The organism is Rhizobium favelukesii, assembly GCF_000577275.2.
GTDB classification, from domain to species: Bacteria; Pseudomonadota; Alphaproteobacteria; order Rhizobiales; family Rhizobiaceae; genus Rhizobium; species Rhizobium favelukesii.
In genome coordinates, this window is record NZ_HG916852.1 from 196,977 (window position 1) to 215,180 (window position 18,204).

Below are 18,204 nucleotides of genomic sequence, written 5' to 3' on the forward strand. Positions count from 1 at the left end.
TCTCCTGCAGATAGTTGCACGAATGAAGGCACGGTGCTCTATCCGTGACTTTCGCTATGATCTAAGCAGGCCGGCCAGCAGGCGCCGCAAGAAGGACGGACACATGACGAGCTATGTATTGACGGTGACGTGCAAGTCGACGCGGGGGATCGTGGCAGCGATCGCGAACTATCTGGCGGATCAGGGCTGCAACATCGTCGATTCGTCGCAGTTCGACGACCTCGATACCGGGAGGTTCTTCACCCGTGTCAGCTTCATTTCCGAAGAAGGTGTGGGCCTTGCGGCGCTGAAAGAAGGCTTCAAGCCGGTCGCCGAGAAATTCGAGATGGATGCTGAAATCCATGATGGCGACAGCCGCATGAAGGTGCTTCTGATGGTGTCCCGCTTCGGCCACTGTTTGAATGACCTGCTCTACCGCTGGAAGATCGGTGCGCTGTCGATCGATATCGTCGGCGTGGTGTCCAATCACTTCGACTATCAGAAGGTCGTCGTGAATCATGATATCCCGTTCCACCACATCAAGGTGACGAAGGAAAACAAGCCGCAGGCCGAGGCACAGCTCCTCGATCTCGTGGATCAGACCGGCACCGAGTTGATCGTGCTCGCCCGCTACATGCAGGTTCTTTCTGACGCCATGTGCCGCAAAATGTCGGGCAAGATCATCAACATCCATCACTCCTTCCTGCCGAGCTTCAAGGGTGCCAACCCTTACAAGCAGGCCTATGAGCGCGGCGTGAAGCTCATTGGCGCCACGGCCCATTATGTGACGGCGGATCTCGATGAAGGTCCGATCATCGAGCAGGATACTGCCCGCATCACCCACGCTCAGAGCGCCGACGATTATGTCTCTATCGGCCGCGACGTCGAGAGCCAGGTGCTGGCGCGTGCCATCCATGCCCATATCCATCGCCGCGTTTTCCTGAACGGCAACCGCACCATCGTATTCCCCGCAAGCCCGGGCAGCTATGCTTCCGAGCGCATGGGCTGACAGCCGCGGCGGCTTTGCCGTTGAGCGACTGCGATCTCCTCGCTTGCCGGTGGCAAGGATTCGATTATCTGCTTAGTCTGCAGAATCGAATCATGCCGCGGGGGATGCCATGACTGACGAGACGCTTGCCTATCGCGCGACGTTGCCACGCCCGGACGTGACCGCCGCGGAAGCTGGCGACATTCTTCAGTCGCGATATGGCTTGTCGGGAACGATCACCGAGCTCGGCAGCCAGCAGGATCGCAACTATCGCCTGGATACCGGCGAACAGCGCTATGTGCTCAAGATATGCCACGTGACCTATGAGACGCTGGAACTCGAGGCACAGAACGCAGCGATCCACCACATCGGCACGAAGGAGAATGCGCCGCGCGTTCCGCGGGTTATCCCATCGACGGACGGGCAGGACATCGTGGCCGTCACCGTGCGCGACCAGACCTTTCAGGTTCGGCTGCTGGAGTATCTCGAAGGCGAGGGGCTGTCGCATCGCAAGCACTTGCCGAAGGAATCGGTTTCCGCGCTTGGGGGACTCTGCGCCCGCCTGGCGCAGTCGCTGGCCGATTTCACGCATCCTGGCCTCGATCGCAGCCTGCAATGGGACCTGCGCCGCGCAGGCCCGGTCGCCGTTCAGCTGCTGTCGGCAATCACCGACAGCGCCGCACGCGATCGCATCGCCAAGACGATGGTGGCCGCGGTGCGGCGAATCCAGCCTTTGGCGCCGTCTTTGCGCTTGCAGGCCGTGCATCATGACGTGACGGGTGACAACGTCGTCAGTCATCGCGACAGCCGCGGTCGTCTAGTTCCCGACGGCGTCATCGATTTCGGCGATATCATCCGCGGCTGGCTGATCGGGGATCTCGCGGTCACCTGCGCCTCGCTGCTGCATCAGGCGGATGGCGACCCGCTCTATATTCTTCCGGCGGTGAAGGCCTATCACGAAGTCTATCCGCTCACGGAGGGGGAGCTGCGCGCTCTCTGGCCCCTGGTGGTTGCGCGCGCCGTCATCCTTGTCGCCAGCGGCGAGCAGCAGATTTCGATCGACCCCGAGAACGACTATGTCCGCGGCAATCTCGAGCTCGAGCGCCTGATATTCGACACGGCGGTCTCTGTTCCGTTCGAACTCATGGAGATCGCTGTCCTGAAGGCGGTGGGCATGGAAACGGCCACGCTGCCGACGGAGGACTGGCGTCCGCTGTTTCCCGACATCGACCCGGCGACGATTTCCTTTGTCGATCTCGGTGTCCAGAGCCCGCATTTCGCCGCCGGCAACTGGTCGCAGGCCGACATGGATTGGCGGTTACTTGCCCGCGCGGCGGCCGAGACCGGCACTGCGGCGACACGCTACGGCGAATACAGATTGTCGCGCTCCAAGCTTCACAGCGCCACGCCGTCCGCGACCTTTGCACTGCATTCCGACATTTGCCTCGCCGGTGGCAGCACGGTTGCCGCCCCGTTTGCCGGAAGGGTCAGTTGGAAGAACCACCATTTCATTCTGGCAGGCGAGGGCGTCAACCTTCATCTGGACGGAATTGAGCCCTCGCTTGAGGATGAGGCGGAGGTCGGGCCAGGGCAGCCGCTCGGGACGATCTCCGGTGAAAGCGGATCTCTCGGCGGGCTTCGGGTGCAGCTCTCCACCTTGCAGGGCGCGGAGCCGCCGCTGTTTTGCGGTCCGCAGGAGGCAATGGCCTGGTCGGAACTATGCCCGTCGCCGGCGGCCCTTCTCGGTGCTGGCGTCGATGCGCCGAAGCCGGCGTCGGCGGAATTGTTCGCACTCAGAGAGGCTCATCTCGCAGGGCCGCAGAAGAACTATTACGAGACGCCGCCGCAGATGGAACGCGGTTGGAAGGAGCATATGTTCGATGTCGAGGGGCGCGCCTATCTCGACATGCTCAACAACGTCACCATTCTTGGTCATGGTCATCCGCGCCTGGCCGAGGCGATCAGCGAGCAGTGGCTGCGGCTGAATACCAATTCGCGCTTTCATTATACCGCCATTGCCGAATTTTCAGAGCGTCTGGCCTCACTTGCCCCGGAGGGACTGGAGGCAGTCTTTCTCGTCAACAGCGGATCGGAGGCCAACGACCTCGCCCTTCGGCTTGCCTGGGCCCACACGGGCGCCAAGCCTATGCTCAGCCTTCTTGAGGCCTATCACGGTTGGTCGGTTGCAAGTGATGCAGTCTCCACGTCGATCGCCGACAATCCGCAGGCTTTGACGACGCGGCCCGACTGGGTGCATGCCGTTCTCTCGCCGAATACATATCGGGGTGCCTTCCGTGGTTCGGAATCAACGACCGGCTACCTGGACGCGGTGGTTGAGGTCCTTGAAGCCATCGACGCAAAAGGCGAGGGGCTGGCCGGCTTCATTGCCGAGCCAGTCTATGGAAATGCCGGCGGCATTTCGCTTCCGGACGGTTTCCTTGCAGCGGTTTACGGACAGATCCGGGCCCGTGGCGGCGTCTGCATCGCCGACGAAGTGCAGGTGGGCTACGGACGGCTTGGGCACCATTTCTGGGGCTTCGAGCAGCAGGGTGCCATCCCCGACATCATCACCATCGCGAAGGGTATGGGAGACGGGCATCCGCTCGGCGCTGTGATCACGACCAGGGCCATCGCCGGTTCGCTGGAGAAGGAAGGCTATTTCTTTTCGTCCACCGGCGGCAGCCCGGTCAGTTGTGTGGCCGGTATGACGGTGCTCGATATCATGGCCGATGAAAGGCTGCAGGAGAACGCGCGCGATGTCGGCGATCACCTCAAGGGTCGTCTGGTGGCGCTGATCGAGCGCCATCCGATCGTCGGCGCCGTACATGGCATGGGGCTTTACCTCGGCCTCGAACTGGTCCGCGACCGAACGACGCTGGAGCCGGCGACGGAGGAGACGGCGGCAATCTGCAGCCGCCTCCTCGATCTCGGCATCCTAGTGCAGCCGACCGGCGATCACCTCAATGTGTTGAAGATCAAGCCGCCGCTCTGTCTGACAGTCGACAGTGCCGATTTCTTCGTCGACATGCTGGAAAAGGTGCTCTCGGAGGGGTGGTAGGCCGTTTGTGGCAACGTTAACCATTTCGGTCATTTCGCGGCTTTGCATTTTTTAATCAAATGTCCCATTGCCGGAATCAGCGGTAATTCCTATGTCTGCTCCGTGATCGAAAGAGAGCTTCGGACCGTCACGCGAATTGCACAAAGACTTGATAGGGTTCTTGCAGTCAATTCGAATATGATGGAATGAAATTTTCCGAATGGTCGATTTTTTGACACGTTTCGGAATATGTTTCTGATCGACTGCGACGTATAGTCTACCAATGAAGTAGATTAATAGCGCAGTCATCGCCGACCCTGGAAAGCCAGGGCCTCAAGCAAGCGCAACGCCAGAGAAAGGAACGAGACATGACGAAAATCGATACTCTCGCCGATTTCCTTGGGCGATCCGTGCTTGGCAATGACCGTCCGGGCGCCCTCTCCCGCCCGAACTGTCGAATGTGACCTTCGTCCACCTTTAACGGAATCAGACAAGTCAATTCGCCATCGCCAGCGCATACCGCGCGGCAGGAGTTCTACGCATGAAAAAAGAAGTAATCGAGTACGCAGGCGTTCCCGTCGGGATCGTCATCCCGGATGAGAACCGGTTGAAGTTCATCGCGGTGAAATTTCACGTCCACGATCTGGACGAGCAGCATTTCAGCTCGCCGGCGGAAGTAAAGCTCGCGATCCATGATCTGATGACCCGTCGTCACCCGAAGCCCATTCATGCCTGAGGGCATGAAGCACGGCCTAACCAGCCTTGACAGATTTCAGACCGGTCTTGCCAAAGGTGAGGCCGGTCTTGTCTTTTGATCGCCATTGCGGTCCTATCGCGCGCTCTTGCTCAAACCAGGATGGTGCGGTTGCTGAATCTGATCACCGACATTGAAGGCGTCTCCGTCGGAAACGCGACGGATCTGAAGCTCGGCTCAGGTGTAACCGTCATCGTCTTCGACGAACCGGCCACGGCGTCTGGGGTCGTGCTGGGCGGTGCGCCCGGTGGCCGCGACACAGCGCTTCTCGATCCGTCAATGACGGTCGGCGCGGTTGACGCGTTTGTGCTCTCCGGCGGGTCGGCCTTCGGTCTTGACGCCGCGGGCGGCGTCCAGGCAGGTCTGCGGGAAGTCGGCCGAGGCTTTCCTGTCGGCGATGTGAGGGTGCCGATCGTTCCCCAGGCAATCCTGATGGACCTGCTGAACGGCGGCGACAAAGACTGGGATCTGCAGTCGCCCTATCGCGAAATGGGCTATCAAGCTTTCAAGGCGGCGGACAAAGAACAATTCGCGCTCGGCACCGTTGGTGCGGGCGCGGGCGCAACGACCGCGACCTTCAAAGGGGGGCTCGGTTCGGCAAGCGCCGAAACCAGCACCGGCCTGAAGATCGCGGCGATCGTCGCCGTCAATGCGCTTGGCTCGGCGACGGTGGGCGAGGGGCCGCATTTCTGGTCCGCGCCTTTCGAGCAGAACGGAGAGTTCGGCGGCCTCGGCTTGCCCTCGCCAATCTCGCAGGTCGACACGCACATGCGGCTGAAAGGCATGAGCACCACGGCGACGACGATTGGCGCCATCGTCACCGATGCCGAATTGACCAAGCAGGAAGCGCACCGCCTTGCGATCATGGCCCATGACGGCTTCGCCCGCGGTCTTCTGCCGGCGCATCTGCCCCTTGATGGCGACACTGTTTTTGCCGCCTCGACGGGCAGGAAGCCGCGGCCGGATCTGCCTGCCTTTCTGGAGCTCTGCCATCTCGCCACAATGGTGATGGCACGCGCCATCGCGCGCGGTGTCTACGAGGCCACTGCACTTCCGGTCGCCGGCGCGCAGCAGGCCTGGCGAGATCGCTACCCGGATCGCGTAAGATCGCTTAAACAAGGCGACATTGCCTGAAGCGGCGGAGACCACGAAATGCAGATCCGGGCCCTGATGTATTTCGACGAGCTGGTGCGCACCAACTCCATGCGCCAGGCTGCGGAGAATCTGAACGTTGCGCCGACGGCGATCAGCCGGCAGATCGAGAACCTGGAATATCACTTCGGTGCGCCGCTTGTGGAGCGCAGCGCCCGCGGCGTCAAACTGACGGCGGCGGGTGAGTTGCTTGCTGCCCGTGCGGGTCGGACGCTGCGCGAACTCGATCACGTCGGCCAGCTGATCGAGGATCTGAAGGGGCTGCAGCGCGGCCGGGTCAGCATCTATGCCAACGGCGCCACGGTCGCCAATCTGCTCGCTCCGGCGCTGGCGGAGTTCAGCTTGAAGTATCCAAAACTGCGCTTCGAAGTCGCGATCACAAGCGCGCGCCAGGCGATTGAGGCGGTGAACGGCGCTGAAGCCGATATCGCGGTAACGCTGTTTGCGCCGCCGCTCTCCGGCACGAAGGTACGGTTGCGCTCGGAAATCGCCTATGACCTGATCGTCGCGCCAACGCATCCTGCTGCCGATCGGGCCGAGATCCAGCTGAAGGATATCGCCGAGTATTCGCTGGCGCTTCCCGATCAGTCCTTCAGCTTCCGGCAGGCCTTCGATGCACGCATTGAGAAGGAGGGCTTGAATGTCGAGCCTGTGTTCGTCACGAGCTCGCTCGAAATGCTCAAGGAACTGGTTTTGAGCGACGCCGCAGTTACCTTGCTGCCGGCGCTGACCGTCCGCCGCGAAATCGAGGCGGGCCAACTCCGCGCCATTCCGCTGGCCGGAAAAAACGCGATACGCACCTATGTCGATCTCTGCGTCGCTCCCGATCGCCAGCTTGCCTTTGCGGCCACAAAGCTGGTCGATTTCATCGAACGGTTTATGCGCGAGCGCGCAGACGCAAGACCGCGAGCAAAAGATTAGTCCCTGGGCTTGCTCGGACCGCATCTTCGAGTGTAGCACTTTCGGCTACACCGAGAACACATAATCGTTATTGTGTGTGCACTCCGGGAATGACACTTTAGCTCGCAAAGGTCGAAGCTACGGCAGCGGCCAGACAGGGGAACATAATGATGAAGGTTTCGCTCGCGCCGTCGGTACGGCTGGTTCGGCGACTTTCGCTCGGGGCGGCCGTTTCTGTCGGCCTCGTTTTTTTGGGGCTCACCCCGGCGGAAGCGGCCAAAACCACACTGACCCTCGGCATGACCGTGGAACCGACCGGTTTGGATCCGACGATCGCAGCCCCTGTCGCGATCGGGCAGGTGACCTGGCAGAATATCTTCGAAGGCCTTGTCGCGATTGATGAGGCCGGCAAGGTCCAGCCGCAACTCGCCAAGAGCTGGGAAGTCTCCCCTGATGGTCTCGTCTATACCTTCAAGCTACAATCTCCCGTCAAATTTCACGATGGCGAGGCGTTCGATTCTGCTGCCGCGAAGTTCGCGCTTGATCGTGCCCGCGGTGCCGACTCGGTAAACCCGCAGAAGCGTTTCTTCACATCGATCGCTTCCATCGAGACGCCCGACCCGGAAACGCTCGTGCTGCGCCTCTCCGCACCGACAGGCAGTCTCCTTTATTGGCTTGGCTGGCCCGCCTCGGTCATGGTGGCGCCGAATTCCGCCGCCGATGACAAGACGAATCCCATCGGCACAGGCCCGTTCAAGTTTGTGAACTGGGCCAAGGGCGACAAGGTCGAACTCGAAAAGAACGTCGACTATTGGAACAAGGGCGTTGCGGTAAAGCTCGAGAAAGTGACCTTCCGCTTTGTTGCCGATCCTCAAGCCCAGGCCGCGGCGCTGAAGTCTGGGGATGTCGACGCCATTCCCGAGTTCGCGGCGCCCGAGCTGATGAGTTCGTTTGACGGCGATGCGAAGCTTGCGACCAGGATCGGCAATACCGAGCTCAAGGTCGTGGCCGGTATGAACAACGCCAAGAAGCCGTTCGACGACAAGCGTGTGCGACAGGCCCTGATGATGGCGATTGATCGGAAGACGGTGATCGACGGTGCCTGGTCGGGCCTCGGCACGCCGATCGGCAGCCACTACACGCCGAACGACCCCGGCTACGTCGATCTCACCGGCGTTCTGCCTTACGATCCTGAAAAGGCCAAGGCGCTGCTTGCCGAAGCCGGCTATCCCAGTGGTTTCACCTTCACGATCAAGTCGCCGCAAATGGCCTATGCGCCGCGCAGCGCCCAGGTCATGCAGGCGATGCTGGCCGAAATCGGGGTGACGATGAACATCGAGCCGACTGAGTTTCCGGCCAAATGGGTGCAGGATGTCATGAAGGACCGCGCCTACGATATGACGATCGTCGCACATGCCGAGCCGCTCGACATCGACATCTACGCCCGCGATCCGTACTACTTCAATTACAAGAATCCGGTGTTCGACGGCCTGATGAAGATGGTGCAGGAGACCTCGGATCCCGCGGCGCAAGCCCAGATTTATGGGGAGGCCCAAAAGGTTCTGGCCGAGGATGTGCCGGCGCTCTATCTCTTCGTCATGCCCAAGCTCGGCGTCTGGGACAAGAAGCTGAAGGGTCTCTGGGACAACGAGCCGATTCCCTCGAACGTCCTCACGAACGTCTCCTGGGAAGACTGATTGCGGATGGATGACATGGCGGGGCGGCGAACAATACCGGACGTGAAATGATAGCGCTTCTGTCCCGTCGCCTCGCCGGTCTAATCGTCACGCTCGCCGTCGTTTCACTGCTGATCTTTGCAGTGATGGATCTTCTGCCGGGCGATCCGGCCTCCATCATCCTCGGCACGTCTGCTTCACCGGAAACGCTCGCAACCCTCCGTCACGAGCTTGGTGTCGATCAGCCTCTCCTTTGGCGCTATGGCGAGTGGCTCGTCGGCGTATTCCGCGGCAATCTCGGCCAATCCTATACCTATGGGGTGCCGGTTGCCGGCTTGATCCTCGAACGGTTGGCAGTCACGCTGCCTCTGGCGCTGTTGGCGATCGCCCTCTCCGTCGCCGTCGCCATCCCTCTGGGCGTCCTTGCGGCGTCTCATCGAGGCGGGCTGCCGGACGTTGTCGCTTCGATATTTTCGCAGATAGGCATCGCTGTCCCGGGCTTCTGGGTGGCGTTGCTGCTGATCATGCTGTTTTCAACGACCCTCGGCTGGATGCCGGCCGGGGGATTCCCGGGATGGAGTTCCGGCATCTGGTCGGCTCTCAAAGCGCTTATCATGCCCGCAGTGGCGCTTGCATTACCACAGGCGGCCGTCTTGGTACGCGTCACGCGTTCGGCCGTTCTGGAGACCCTGCATGAGGATTTCACGCGCACGGCGCTTGCCAAGGGACTGTCGAAGCAGCGAGTCCTATGGCGCCACTCCGTGCCGAACGCCCTCGTTCCTGTTTTGACGATCCTTGGGCTGCAGTTCACCTTCCTGGTTGCGGGAGCGGTTCTGGTCGAAAACGTCTTCAATCTTCCTGGCCTCGGGCGTCTTGCCTATCAGGCGCTGTCGCAGCGCGACATCATCGTCATGCAGGATGTCGTGCTGTTTTTTGCCGGACTCGTCATCGTCATGAACTTCATCGTCGATCTCTCCTACCTGGCGATCGATCCGCGCCTGCGAAAGGGCGTCTGACATGGCGCCGCTCGTATCCAATCAAGCGATCATTCGGCGCCGGCAATTCGAAATTAGCCGGAGAATGAATCTGATCGTTGGCGGCAGTTTCATCGCGCTGCTCATTGCCGTGGCTTTGTTGTCGCTGGTCTGGACGCCGCTGCCACCCGCGAAGATGCAGATCATTCACAAGCTACAGCCGCCTCTTGCCTTCGGCATTCTCGGCACGGACCAGTTTGGGCGGGATATCCTCTCTATGATGATGGTCGGCTGCTGGAACTCGCTTTCGATCGCCATCGCAGCCGTTGCGGTCGGCGGTATGCTCGGTTCGATTGCCGGCATCTCGGCGGCGGCTGTACGGGGGACCTACGAAGCTCTGCTGATGCGCGCCTGCGATGTCGTCTTTGCGCTGCCGCCGATCCTTTCGGCGATGATGCTGGGCGCCTTTCTCGGTCCGGGTCGGCTCACCGCCATCATTGCCATCGCAACCTTCATGATCCCCGTCTTTGCTCGCATCACGCTCGCCACAGCGCTCCAGGCGTGGAGCCGGGACTATGTGCTGGCAGCCCGCGCAATCGGGAACAGCCGCTTTGCGATCTCAGTCCGTCATGTGCTGCCCAACATCATGAGCCAGATCATCGTCCAGGTGACGATCCAACTGGGGTTGGCGGTGTTGACAGAGGCCGGGCTCAGCTTCCTTGGCCTCGGCATTGCGCCGCCTGCGCCGACATGGGGTCGTATGCTTGCCGACGCACAGACCTACCTTGCACTTGCGCCGTGGCTGGCAATCCTGCCTGGCCTTGCCATCGCGCTCTGCGTCCTCGCCTTCAACATGCTTGGCGACGGCCTGCGCGACATCCTCGACCCGCGCGAGGCGAGCCGCGTTCGTCTTAAAAACCACACGCCCGGATGACAATGCCATGTCCGAAACCGATCTAACGATCCGCGAATTGAGGCAGCGCTTCGCCGATCGCAGCCTATCCCCGCTTGAGTACTGGCTGGCGCTGGAGCGACACATCGAAGCGTGGGAGCCCAGCATTTGCGCCCTCTATGCCTATGATCCAGAGGCGGCGCGCAAGCAGGCGCAAGCTTCGACCGACCGATGGATGAAAGGCACGACGCTTGGCATGCTTGATGGTATCCCGGCGACGCTGAAGGAGCTTATTGCCACCAAAGGCCAGCCGGTGCCGCTCGGGACCAGAGCGATTGAGTTGCTGCCTGCGGCCGAGGATGCCCCCGCCGCCGCAAGGCTGCGCGAGGACGGCTCGGTGCTCTTTGCAAAGACCACCTGCCCGGACTATGGGATGCTCTCCTCAGGCCTCTCGAGCTTCCATCCTCTGAGCCGAAATCCCTGGGACATGACGCAGAATCCCGGAGGCTCGAGTGCCGGCGCGTCTGCTGCCGCAGCTGCGGGTTACGGGCCGCTGCACGTCGGTACCGATATCGGCGGCTCGGTGCGTCTGCCGGCAGGCTGGACAGGCATCTTTGGTTTCAAGCCGAGCCATGGCCGCATTCCGGTCGATCCGTTCTATGTCGGCCGCTGTGCGGGGCCGATGACGCGCATGGTTGAGGATGCTGCCTTTGCGATGGCGACACTTTCGCGCCCGGACTGGCGCGATGGCACCAGTCTGCCCCCAAACGATTTCGATTGGATGGATCTTAGGATCGACGTTCGCGGACTGAAGATAGGGCTCATGCTGGACGCCGGATGCGGTCTCGCGGTTGATGACGAGGTGCAGGCGTCGGTCGAGGCGGCGGGTCAGCGATTTGAAGATGCCGGCGCGATTGTCATTCCGGTTCAGCCTGTTCTGACGCGGGAGATGCTGGACGGCCTGGACACGTTCTGGCGTTCCCGCTTCTGGGGCGATATCGAGAATCTGAGCCAAGAGCGTCGAAACAGCATCCTGCCCTACATTTACACGTGGGCCGAGGGCGGCGCGTCGATCAGCGGCGCCGATGCCGTCAGGGGGTTCAATCAGACGATCGAGATGCGCAAGAGCTGCGCCAGGCTGTTCACGAAGGTCGACGCTGTGATTTCGCCGACCAACCCCATCGTTTCCTATCCCGCCGAATGGGCGTCCCCGACGAACGATCCGGCACGCCCCTTTGAACATATTTGCTTCACGGTGCCCTGGAACATGTCCGAGCAGCCCGCTTCATCGATCAATTGCGGCTTTTCGCGATCCGGAATGCCGATCGGATTGCAGATCGTGGGCCCGCGCTTTGACGATATGCTTGTCCTGAGGCTGTCGAGGGCTTTCGAGAGCTGGACAGGCGGGATCAGGTCATGGCCGAAGCCGCCGGCCAGGTGAGCGGGCGACGATAACCTGTCGGCTGCTCGTAAAGCCAGCCGATGCGCTTGATCGCGTCCTCGAGGTTTTCGCGGGCGACCGTCATCGTATGGCCGTTGGCGTGAACGATCGTTTCCGGATCTTCAAGGACGGCAACGTGCCCCTTCCAGAAAACCAGGTCGCCGCGGCGCAGCTCGGACCGGTCGATCGGGCCCCCGAGGGTTGCCGCCTGCATGTCGGTGTCGCGCTGCGCGCTTCGTCCGGTCATCAGCATTGAAAGCTGGACGAGGCCTGAACAGTCGATGCCAAGTCCGGAGCGACCGCCCCAGAGATAGGGGGTTTCAAGGAACCGGCTTGCCACCTCGACATAGTCGCCGCCTTCGCCCGCGCCGATCGGCTGCAGATGCTTGGCAAAAATCGCTGTGCCGTCTTCCAGCATCGCATAGCGGTTGCCGCGCGTATCGGCCTCGCCGACAATCCGAACTCTGCTGCCCATGGATAGAATGGCCTTGCATGGTTTGCGCAGCTCCGCCTCCTGATAGAGGAACGTCCGCTGGACCGTGACGATATGTGTCGGCGTCGCAAGCGCGTCTGAAAGCGCGGTCTCCGGCAGATAGCCGACATAGCCATCAGAGGCGGCTTTGACCCAGCACCAGCCGTTTGCGCGGTCGAACACCGTAACGTCCTCGCCAAGGAGCAGTTCGGTATCGATCCCCTTGGCAAGGTCGGGCGCGGGCCTGAGCCCGATGACCGGCACGGTTACCTGCGCCGGCGCACCGGCAACGAAGCGCAGGGCATCGACGCGACCCTCGAGCCCTGCTTCTGCAAGGTCCGCTCGGTAGGCATGCAGGCGGCGGTCGAGCATCGTCATTCTATCCCTTTCACGGTGTCAGGCGGCGACCCTGGTCACGCACGAGATCACCAAGCTTTTCCAGATAGAGCGCACCTCCCACGGTACGCTTTATCACAACGTTTCGCCGGTCTCGTTCGTCGCGCACGCGGTCAACCAGACCCATTTCGCCCATCGTATCCAGTGCCCGGGTGATGACAGGCTTGGTCACGTTGAGCGTCGCCGCCAGACCGCGCACGGTGTGTGGCGGCGGCACGAGATAGATATGCAGCAGGATGGCCATCTGGCGCAACGTCAAATCGCGATCGTCGAGCCTAACCTGATCGAGCGTCACACCATGCCACAGGCCCAATGCCTGCGAAGCCGTCAGTTCGATCGGCATGGGTCCTCCGGGAAACTCGTTACGTCTGCGTTCCATTTTCCGGCAGTGCACCGTGCGACGCAATGGGCGACAGATTCTGCCGCCCGTCACGGTGAATAGAATTTTAATGATCGGCGTTCAACGCACGCTCTGCCGGATGTGATGGTAGAGCGCGCGAATTGCCTGCGCCTCGCCGCCGCCGGGGGAGTGAGGTCTTTCTGAAGGCGCCCAGCCGTAGATATCGAAATGCGCCCAGCTCGTGGTGTTGGAGACGAAGCGCTTGAGAAACAAGGCGGCCGTGATCGCACCAGCCATGCCACCGGCTGGGGCATTGGTAATATCGGCAAACTTGGCGCGGATATCCTTTTCATAGCCGCCATAGAGCGGCAGTCGCCACAATGGGTCGTCTGTCTCAAGGCTTGCTTCGGTCAGGTCCTGAGCAAGTTCGACGTCATCGGTAAAGAAGGGCGGCAAATCGGGACCGAGGGCCACCCGGGCTGCGCCGGTCAGCGTCGCCATGTCGATCAGCAGGTCAGGCGCATCCTCATCCGCATAGGCAAGGGCATCAGCCAGGATCAAGCGGCCTTCGGCGTCGGTATTGTCGATCTGCACCGTCAGCCCCTTGCGGCTCCGGTAGATGTCGCCTGGACGGAAGGCATTGGCTGAGATCGAGTTCTCGACGACAGGAATGATCACCCTGAGATCGACCTTGAGCTTGGCGTCCATGATCATCAACGCGAGGCCCATGACGTTTGCCGCGCCGCCCATGTCCTTCTTCATCAGCAGCATCGAAGATGCCGGCTTGATGTCGAGGCCGCCGGTGTCGAAGCAGACGCCCTTGCCGACGAGCGTGATCTTGCGGTGACCCTTCTTGCCCCAACGCAACTCGAGCAGGCGCGGTGCATCGGCGCTTGCGCGGCCGACGGTGTGGACAAGCGGGAAGTTCTGCCGGAGGTCGTCGCCGCTGACGACATTGATCTCGGCCTTGTAGTGGGCAGCCAGGCCACGGAAGGCGGCTTCCAGCTCGTTCGGCCCCATGTCGTTGGTGGGCGTATTGATCAGGTCGCGTGCCAGGAAGACGCCCGCCAGTTGCCGCTTGATATCCGCTCCGTCCGCATCGCGCGGGATCATCAGCGTCGGAGCCGAAGACTTCTCCGACTTGTACCGGTCGAAGCGATAGCTGCCGAGGCCGAAGCCTAGAGAGAGGCGGTTTGCCGTCAGCGGCGCTGTTTCGATATGCCAGTCGCCGGCCGGCAGCGTGCGGGCAAGCTTGCCGGTGATGTAGGGTTGTTCGGACGGATTGGTGCCGAGCCCGAACAGTGCGCCGCCGAGATGACCTTCCTCAGTTGGAATAAGCAGCAAGGAGCCACTCTCGGCCTTGTAGCCCGCCTTCTTGGCCCAATCGAGTGCGATCGGGTCGATGGTGCCGGTTTCTATGTGGGCCGGGGTGACGGCAAAGATCGGCAAGGTCGAGCCGCCCTTACTGTTGAACGGGGTCGGTCTCTCGATGAACTGATAGGGTGCCATGTTTATCCTTCGGGGCGTCCGGGAATCACGTCTTAACGGTCTGTTAGGGTTAACAGACTATTGCTGGAGTGAAGATTACGTCAAAACCTTTCCCTGTTCCGCTTTGAGGTCAGACGCCAATTCGGATCTCAGGGACGCACGATGCCTGCTTCGGCCAATACTTTTCTCAAAACCCGTGTATTTCAGGGCGTTGCGACCGCGCTCGTCATGCTGGCACTTGCCGGCTGCACGACGACCAAGGATCGGATGACGACGGGATCCGTGCCGACACTCACCAAGCCGGTCGAAACGATGAATGAAGCCGAGCTGCGCAGCTCGACCGAGCGTGCAGGGCAGGCGTACGAAAAGAACCCACGCGATGCCATCAATGGCGTCAACTATGCGAATCTCCTACGGATGCAGGGCCGCGATGCGCAGGCGCTCGCCGTCATGCAGCAGGTTGCAATTGCCAACCCGACCGATCGAAACGTCCTGGCGGCCTACGGAAAGGCGCAGGCGGCGGCCGGTCAATTGGAGCAGGCGCTCGATACGATCGGCCGCGCCCAGACCCCTGACCGTCCGGACTGGAAGCTCACATCGGCGGAAGGCGCGATCCTCGATCAGCTCGGGCGCTCTGCCGAAGCGCGCCAACGCTACCGCGAAGCGCTCGATATCCAGCCGGGCGAGGCCTCGATCCTGTCCAATCTCGGCATGTCCTATGTGCTGACCGGCGATCTCAGGACGGCCGAGACCTATTTGCGCCAGGCCGCAGCGCAGCCCACGGCTGACAGTCGCGTCCGCCAGAATCTCGCACTCGTCGTTGGCCTTCAGGGCCGATTCCCCGAGGCGGAAAAGATTGCGCGCGGAGAGCTTTCGCAGCAGCAGGCCGATGCCAACGTCGCCTATCTTCGCTCGATGCTGTCGCAACAGAATTCCTGGCAAAAGCTCGCGGCCAAGGATAGCGGCAGTAGCGCTCCCACCAGCACAAACTGATCTTAGCGGCCGGCCAGTCCCGAGGTGACGAGCTGCACGCCGAGGCCGGCCATGACCGTCCCGGCCAGGCGATCGATCCAGGTCTTCGCAGCGAGGTATAACCGCCTTGGATGTTTTGCCGAGAATGCGAGCGCCACGACCGTGTACCAACCGGCTTCAACCGCAAAGACGCCAATCGGCAGCGCGAAAATAAGCCAAAGCGGGACCGTCTTCGGCAGCAAGGCTGCAAAAATACTTGCGTAGACGACAATCGCTTTTGGGTTGCTAACCTGTGTCAGGAGAGCCGTGGTAAAGCTTCGGGCGAGTGCCCGATGATCGCTTGCCGCATCACCGACGTGGATCGGCTCGCGTGCGCCACGCCAAATTCTGAAGGCGATGTAAACGAGATAGGCTCCGCCAGCCACCTTCAGAGCCAGATAGAGCCATTCGAATTGCGAAAGCAGCGCCGTCAGCCCTGCCAGCGCCAACACGCTGAAGGCAACGCCGCCGATGCCCATCCCGAGCGCCGCCGCAAGCCCGTCCAGACGTGAACGCGACATCGCAATGCGTGAAACGAGGACGAAGCTCGGACCGGGACTCATCGCCCCGATCGACAGGGCCGCAACGATACTCAGGAAGATGCTTGTGGACGACATCGTCGGGCTCCTGCTTGCTCACGGAGATGGCGGCCAACCTATGCCCGATGCGTTGAGATGGCCAGCCCTACGGAAATGGAAGCTAGAAGCGATCGGCCACCTGAATGCCGGCTGGCCCGAGAATGACAGCGACGAGAACCGGCAGGAAGAACAGGATCATTGGCACCGTGAGCTTCGGCGGCAGGGCAGCAGCCTTTTTCTCGGCCTCGTTCATGCGTTCGTCACGGCCTTCCTGCGCGAGGACGCGCAGCGCCTGCGAAACCGGCGTGCCGTAGCGATCCGCCTGGATCAGGGCCTGGGTGACGGACTGCACCAATGGGATCTGCGTGCGCAGGCCGAGGTTTTCCAGCGCAACGCGCCGATCGGGAAGGAAGGAAAGCTCGGCCGTCGTCAGAATCATTTCTTCCGCCAGCGGCGGGGAAGCCTCGCCTAGCTCTTCCGAGACACGACGCATGGCTGCTTCGATCGAAATGCCCGACTCGACGCAGATCAGCATCAGGTCGAGCGCGTCCGGCCAGGCGCGCTTGATCGAATGCTGGCGTTTCGACATCCGATTGGAGATGAAAATGTTCGGTGCATAAAAGCCCGCATAGGCGATCCCCAGCGTTAGCAGGAAGCGCATCATCGTCGGCTTATCGGTCAGATTATCGAGACCGAAGACCCAGAAAACCGCAAGGCCGAAGAATAGGAATGGCAGCAGGAAACGCGCGACGAGGAACATATTCAGCGCATTTTCCGAGCGAAAGCCGGCGGCGCGCAGTTTGTTCATGGTGTTTTCGTCGACCAGCGCCTCGCGAAGGTTGAACTTCTCCACGATCTGCCGGACCGAACGGTTGTTCTGAGTGCGAAGCGAGCCCTTTCCGGCGGAATCGGCGTTCATGCGTGCGCGTTCACGGGCGCGAATCTGTTCGCGCTCCGTCGATACCGCCTTCATGCGCTTGTTGAGATCGCCGCGCTCGAAGAACGGAACGGCGATCGTATACAGGCTGGCGAACACCGCGATCGCGACGAGCACCGCGATCAGCATGGAGGGGTCTGTCAGTTTGGTCGCGAGATCAGATGACATCGCCCGTCTCCATCAGATGTCGAAATTGACCATGTTGCGCATGACGAAAATGCCGATCGACATCCAGACCGCCGAAACGCCCATGATCAAATGGCCGCGGGGGTCGGTAAACAGGATCAGCATGTATTCGGGCGATGTCAGATAGACGAGCGTCGCAACGATGAACGGCAGCGCACCGATGATGACGGCCGACGCTTTCGCTTCCATCGACAACGCCTTGACCTTCGCCTTCATTTTCTTTCGATCGCGCAGGACCTTTGCCAGATTGCCGATGGCTTCCGAGAGGTTGCCGCCGGCCTGCGATTGAATCGCGATGACGATGGCAAAGAAGCTGACTTCCTGCAGCGGCATGTGATTCACCATGCGCGCGCAGGCGTCCGGCACGCTGAGGCCGACCTGCTGCGATTCGACGACGCGGCGAAACTCGCTCTTCACGGGATCCTTGCCCTCGTTGGCGATGAGCCGGATGGCATCGTTCAATGGCAAGCCGGATTTGATGGAGCGCACAATGACGTCGAGCGCGTTGGGAAACTCGTCGAGAAACTTGTTCTGGCGCCGCTTGATCAGGAAGCCGAGCACCCAGCGCGGCATTCCAAGTCCGGCGATGATGGGAAGACCGAGCACGACCATAAGCGGTGCATCTGCCAGGAAGGCGACGAACATCAGGATGAAGCCGAAGATGGCGCTGAACGTAAAGAAGCGCCCCGGCGTGATCTTAAGACCGGCCTGTGTCAGCCGCGATTTCAAGGACAGCTTCTTCCTGGTATTTTCCTGCTGCCGCTTCTCGAGGTCCTTCAGATTGTCCTGCACCGATTTGCGGCGCTTCGACATTTCCTGGACGCGGTCGCGGGCCGCCTTCACGTTCGCTTTGTCTGCCTCCGCCGAAGCGACGCGGCTGACACGGCTTGCCGATTTCTTTTCGGTTTCCATCCGCGTGAAGAGAAGGCCATAGCAGACGGCGCCGGCCGCAACGGCGGCAAGCACGACAATGGCCAACACAACAGGATCGAACCCGAACATC

General features: G+C 61.2%; 16 protein-coding genes. 10 read left to right on the forward strand and 6 right to left on the reverse strand.

Annotation, left to right across the window (positions count from 1 at the left end):
* The first annotated feature begins 103 nt into the window (after nucleotides 1–103).
* The 9 genes from purU to LPU83_RS39285 all read left to right on the forward strand — a co-directional run bounded on the left by purU (nucleotide 104) and on the right by LPU83_RS39285 (nucleotide 11,793).
* Nucleotides 104–988: a formyltetrahydrofolate deformylase gene (gene purU, locus LPU83_RS39245; protein WP_024313392.1), complete on the forward strand. Its 885-nt coding sequence runs from the start codon at nucleotides 104–106 to the stop codon at nucleotides 986–988.
* A 109-nt stretch (nucleotides 989–1,097) separates the two neighbouring features.
* The gene (locus tag LPU83_RS39250) at nucleotides 1,098–4,025 is read left to right on the forward strand and encodes an aminotransferase (RefSeq protein WP_024313393.1); all 2,928 of its coding nucleotides are present in this window, start codon (nucleotides 1,098–1,100) and stop codon (nucleotides 4,023–4,025) included.
* Between the two features lie 520 nt (nucleotides 4,026–4,545).
* Nucleotides 4,546–4,740, forward strand: coding sequence for a hypothetical protein (locus tag LPU83_RS39255; RefSeq protein ID WP_007529092.1), 195 nt, complete (start codon nucleotides 4,546–4,548; stop codon nucleotides 4,738–4,740).
* A 120-nt stretch (nucleotides 4,741–4,860) separates the two neighbouring features.
* Entirely contained in the window at nucleotides 4,861–5,892 is a 1,032-nt protein-coding gene (locus LPU83_RS39260) for a P1 family peptidase (protein ID WP_024313394.1), read from the forward strand.
* A gap of 18 nt (nucleotides 5,893–5,910) precedes the next feature.
* Nucleotides 5,911–6,831 carry a LysR family transcriptional regulator gene (locus LPU83_RS39265; RefSeq protein WP_024313395.1) on the forward strand — a complete coding sequence of 307 codons (921 nt, stop codon included), beginning with the start codon at nucleotides 5,911–5,913 and terminating at the stop codon, nucleotides 6,829–6,831.
* A gap of 146 nt (nucleotides 6,832–6,977) precedes the next feature.
* On the forward strand, nucleotides 6,978–8,507 hold the full coding sequence (locus LPU83_RS39270; protein ID WP_024313396.1) for an ABC transporter substrate-binding protein: 1,530 nt from the start codon (nucleotides 6,978–6,980) through the stop codon (nucleotides 8,505–8,507).
* Nucleotides 8,508–8,554: 47 nt separating this feature from the next.
* Nucleotides 8,555–9,502 (forward strand): ABC transporter permease, encoded by a 948-nt coding sequence (locus LPU83_RS39275; protein ID WP_024313397.1) that lies wholly within the window; start codon nucleotides 8,555–8,557, stop codon nucleotides 9,500–9,502.
* 1 nt (nucleotide 9,503) lies between these two features.
* Nucleotides 9,504–10,394 carry an ABC transporter permease gene (locus LPU83_RS39280; protein WP_024313398.1) on the forward strand — a complete coding sequence of 297 codons (891 nt, stop codon included), beginning with the start codon at nucleotides 9,504–9,506 and terminating at the stop codon, nucleotides 10,392–10,394.
* A 7-nt stretch (nucleotides 10,395–10,401) separates the two neighbouring features.
* The gene (locus LPU83_RS39285) at nucleotides 10,402–11,793 is read left to right on the forward strand and encodes an amidase (protein ID WP_024313399.1); all 1,392 of its coding nucleotides are present in this window, start codon (nucleotides 10,402–10,404) and stop codon (nucleotides 11,791–11,793) included.
* Here the strand turns inward: LPU83_RS39285 and LPU83_RS39290 are convergent.
* The 3 genes from LPU83_RS39290 to LPU83_RS39300 form a co-directional block, all read right to left on the reverse strand.
* The gene (locus LPU83_RS39290) at nucleotides 11,762–12,643 is read right to left on the reverse strand and encodes a C40 family peptidase (RefSeq protein ID WP_024313400.1); all 882 of its coding nucleotides are present in this window, start codon (nucleotides 12,641–12,643) and stop codon (nucleotides 11,762–11,764) included. The two genes, LPU83_RS39285 and LPU83_RS39290, sit on opposite strands and share 32 nt — an antisense overlap.
* A 10-nt stretch (nucleotides 12,644–12,653) precedes the next feature.
* Nucleotides 12,654–13,004: a MarR family transcriptional regulator gene (locus LPU83_RS39295; RefSeq protein WP_024313401.1), complete on the reverse strand. Its 351-nt coding sequence runs from the start codon at nucleotides 13,002–13,004 to the stop codon at nucleotides 12,654–12,656.
* A gap of 117 nt (nucleotides 13,005–13,121) precedes the next feature.
* A complete protein-coding gene (locus LPU83_RS39300; RefSeq protein WP_024313402.1) occupies nucleotides 13,122–14,510 on the reverse strand; it encodes a leucyl aminopeptidase family protein in 1,389 nt (462 codons plus the stop codon).
* Nucleotides 14,511–14,651: 141 nt separating this feature from the next.
* Between LPU83_RS39300 and LPU83_RS39305 the strand changes: the two genes are divergently transcribed.
* On the forward strand, nucleotides 14,652–15,482 hold the full coding sequence (locus LPU83_RS39305; RefSeq protein WP_024313403.1) for a tetratricopeptide repeat protein: 831 nt from the start codon (nucleotides 14,652–14,654) through the stop codon (nucleotides 15,480–15,482).
* Between the two features lie 2 nt (nucleotides 15,483–15,484).
* Here the strand turns inward: LPU83_RS39305 and LPU83_RS39310 are convergent, their stop codons facing one another.
* The 3 genes from LPU83_RS39310 to LPU83_RS39320 all read right to left on the reverse strand — a co-directional run bounded on the left by LPU83_RS39310 (nucleotide 15,485) and on the right by LPU83_RS39320 (nucleotide 18,203).
* On the reverse strand, nucleotides 15,485–16,117 hold the full coding sequence (locus LPU83_RS39310; protein WP_024313404.1) for a LysE family translocator: 633 nt from the start codon (nucleotides 16,115–16,117) through the stop codon (nucleotides 15,485–15,487).
* Between the two features lie 82 nt (nucleotides 16,118–16,199).
* Nucleotides 16,200–17,183 carry a type II secretion system F family protein gene (locus LPU83_RS39315; RefSeq protein WP_024313405.1) on the reverse strand — a complete coding sequence of 328 codons (984 nt, stop codon included), beginning with the start codon at nucleotides 17,181–17,183 and terminating at the stop codon, nucleotides 16,200–16,202.
* A 12-nt stretch (nucleotides 17,184–17,195) separates the two neighbouring features.
* The gene (locus LPU83_RS39320) at nucleotides 17,196–18,203 is read right to left on the reverse strand and encodes a type II secretion system F family protein (RefSeq protein WP_024313406.1); all 1,008 of its coding nucleotides are present in this window, start codon (nucleotides 18,201–18,203) and stop codon (nucleotides 17,196–17,198) included.
* Between the last annotated feature and the right edge of the window lies 1 nt (nucleotide 18,204).

Excerpts from the sequence above, each read along its gene's own strand:
- purU (WP_024313392.1), top strand. The coding sequence starts at position 104 with ATGACGAGCTATGTATTGACGGTGACGTGCAAGTCGACGCGGGGGATC.
- LPU83_RS39250 (WP_024313393.1), top strand. The coding sequence starts at position 1,098 with ATGACTGACGAGACGCTTGCCTATCGCGCGACGTTGCCACGCCCGGAC.
- LPU83_RS39255 (WP_007529092.1), top strand. The coding sequence starts at position 4,546 with ATGAAAAAAGAAGTAATCGAGTACGCAGGCGTTCCCGTCGGGATCGTC.
- LPU83_RS39260 (WP_024313394.1), top strand. The coding sequence starts at position 4,861 with ATGGTGCGGTTGCTGAATCTGATCACCGACATTGAAGGCGTCTCCGTC.
- LPU83_RS39265 (WP_024313395.1), top strand. The coding sequence starts at position 5,911 with ATGCAGATCCGGGCCCTGATGTATTTCGACGAGCTGGTGCGCACCAAC.
- LPU83_RS39270 (WP_024313396.1), top strand. The coding sequence starts at position 6,978 with ATGATGAAGGTTTCGCTCGCGCCGTCGGTACGGCTGGTTCGGCGACTT.
- LPU83_RS39275 (WP_024313397.1), top strand. The coding sequence starts at position 8,555 with ATGATAGCGCTTCTGTCCCGTCGCCTCGCCGGTCTAATCGTCACGCTC.
- LPU83_RS39280 (WP_024313398.1), top strand. The coding sequence starts at position 9,504 with ATGGCGCCGCTCGTATCCAATCAAGCGATCATTCGGCGCCGGCAATTC.
- LPU83_RS39285 (WP_024313399.1), top strand. The coding sequence starts at position 10,402 with ATGTCCGAAACCGATCTAACGATCCGCGAATTGAGGCAGCGCTTCGCC.
- LPU83_RS39290 (WP_024313400.1), bottom strand. The coding sequence starts at position 12,643 with ATGACGATGCTCGACCGCCGCCTGCATGCCTACCGAGCGGACCTTGCA.
- LPU83_RS39295 (WP_024313401.1), bottom strand. The coding sequence starts at position 13,004 with ATGCCGATCGAACTGACGGCTTCGCAGGCATTGGGCCTGTGGCATGGT.
- LPU83_RS39300 (WP_024313402.1), bottom strand. The coding sequence starts at position 14,510 with ATGGCACCCTATCAGTTCATCGAGAGACCGACCCCGTTCAACAGTAAG.
- LPU83_RS39305 (WP_024313403.1), top strand. The coding sequence starts at position 14,652 with ATGCCTGCTTCGGCCAATACTTTTCTCAAAACCCGTGTATTTCAGGGC.
- LPU83_RS39310 (WP_024313404.1), bottom strand. The coding sequence starts at position 16,117 with ATGTCGTCCACAAGCATCTTCCTGAGTATCGTTGCGGCCCTGTCGATC.
- LPU83_RS39315 (WP_024313405.1), bottom strand. The coding sequence starts at position 17,183 with ATGTCATCTGATCTCGCGACCAAACTGACAGACCCCTCCATGCTGATC.
- LPU83_RS39320 (WP_024313406.1), bottom strand. The coding sequence starts at position 18,203 with ATGTTCGGGTTCGATCCTGTTGTGTTGGCCATTGTCGTGCTTGCCGCC.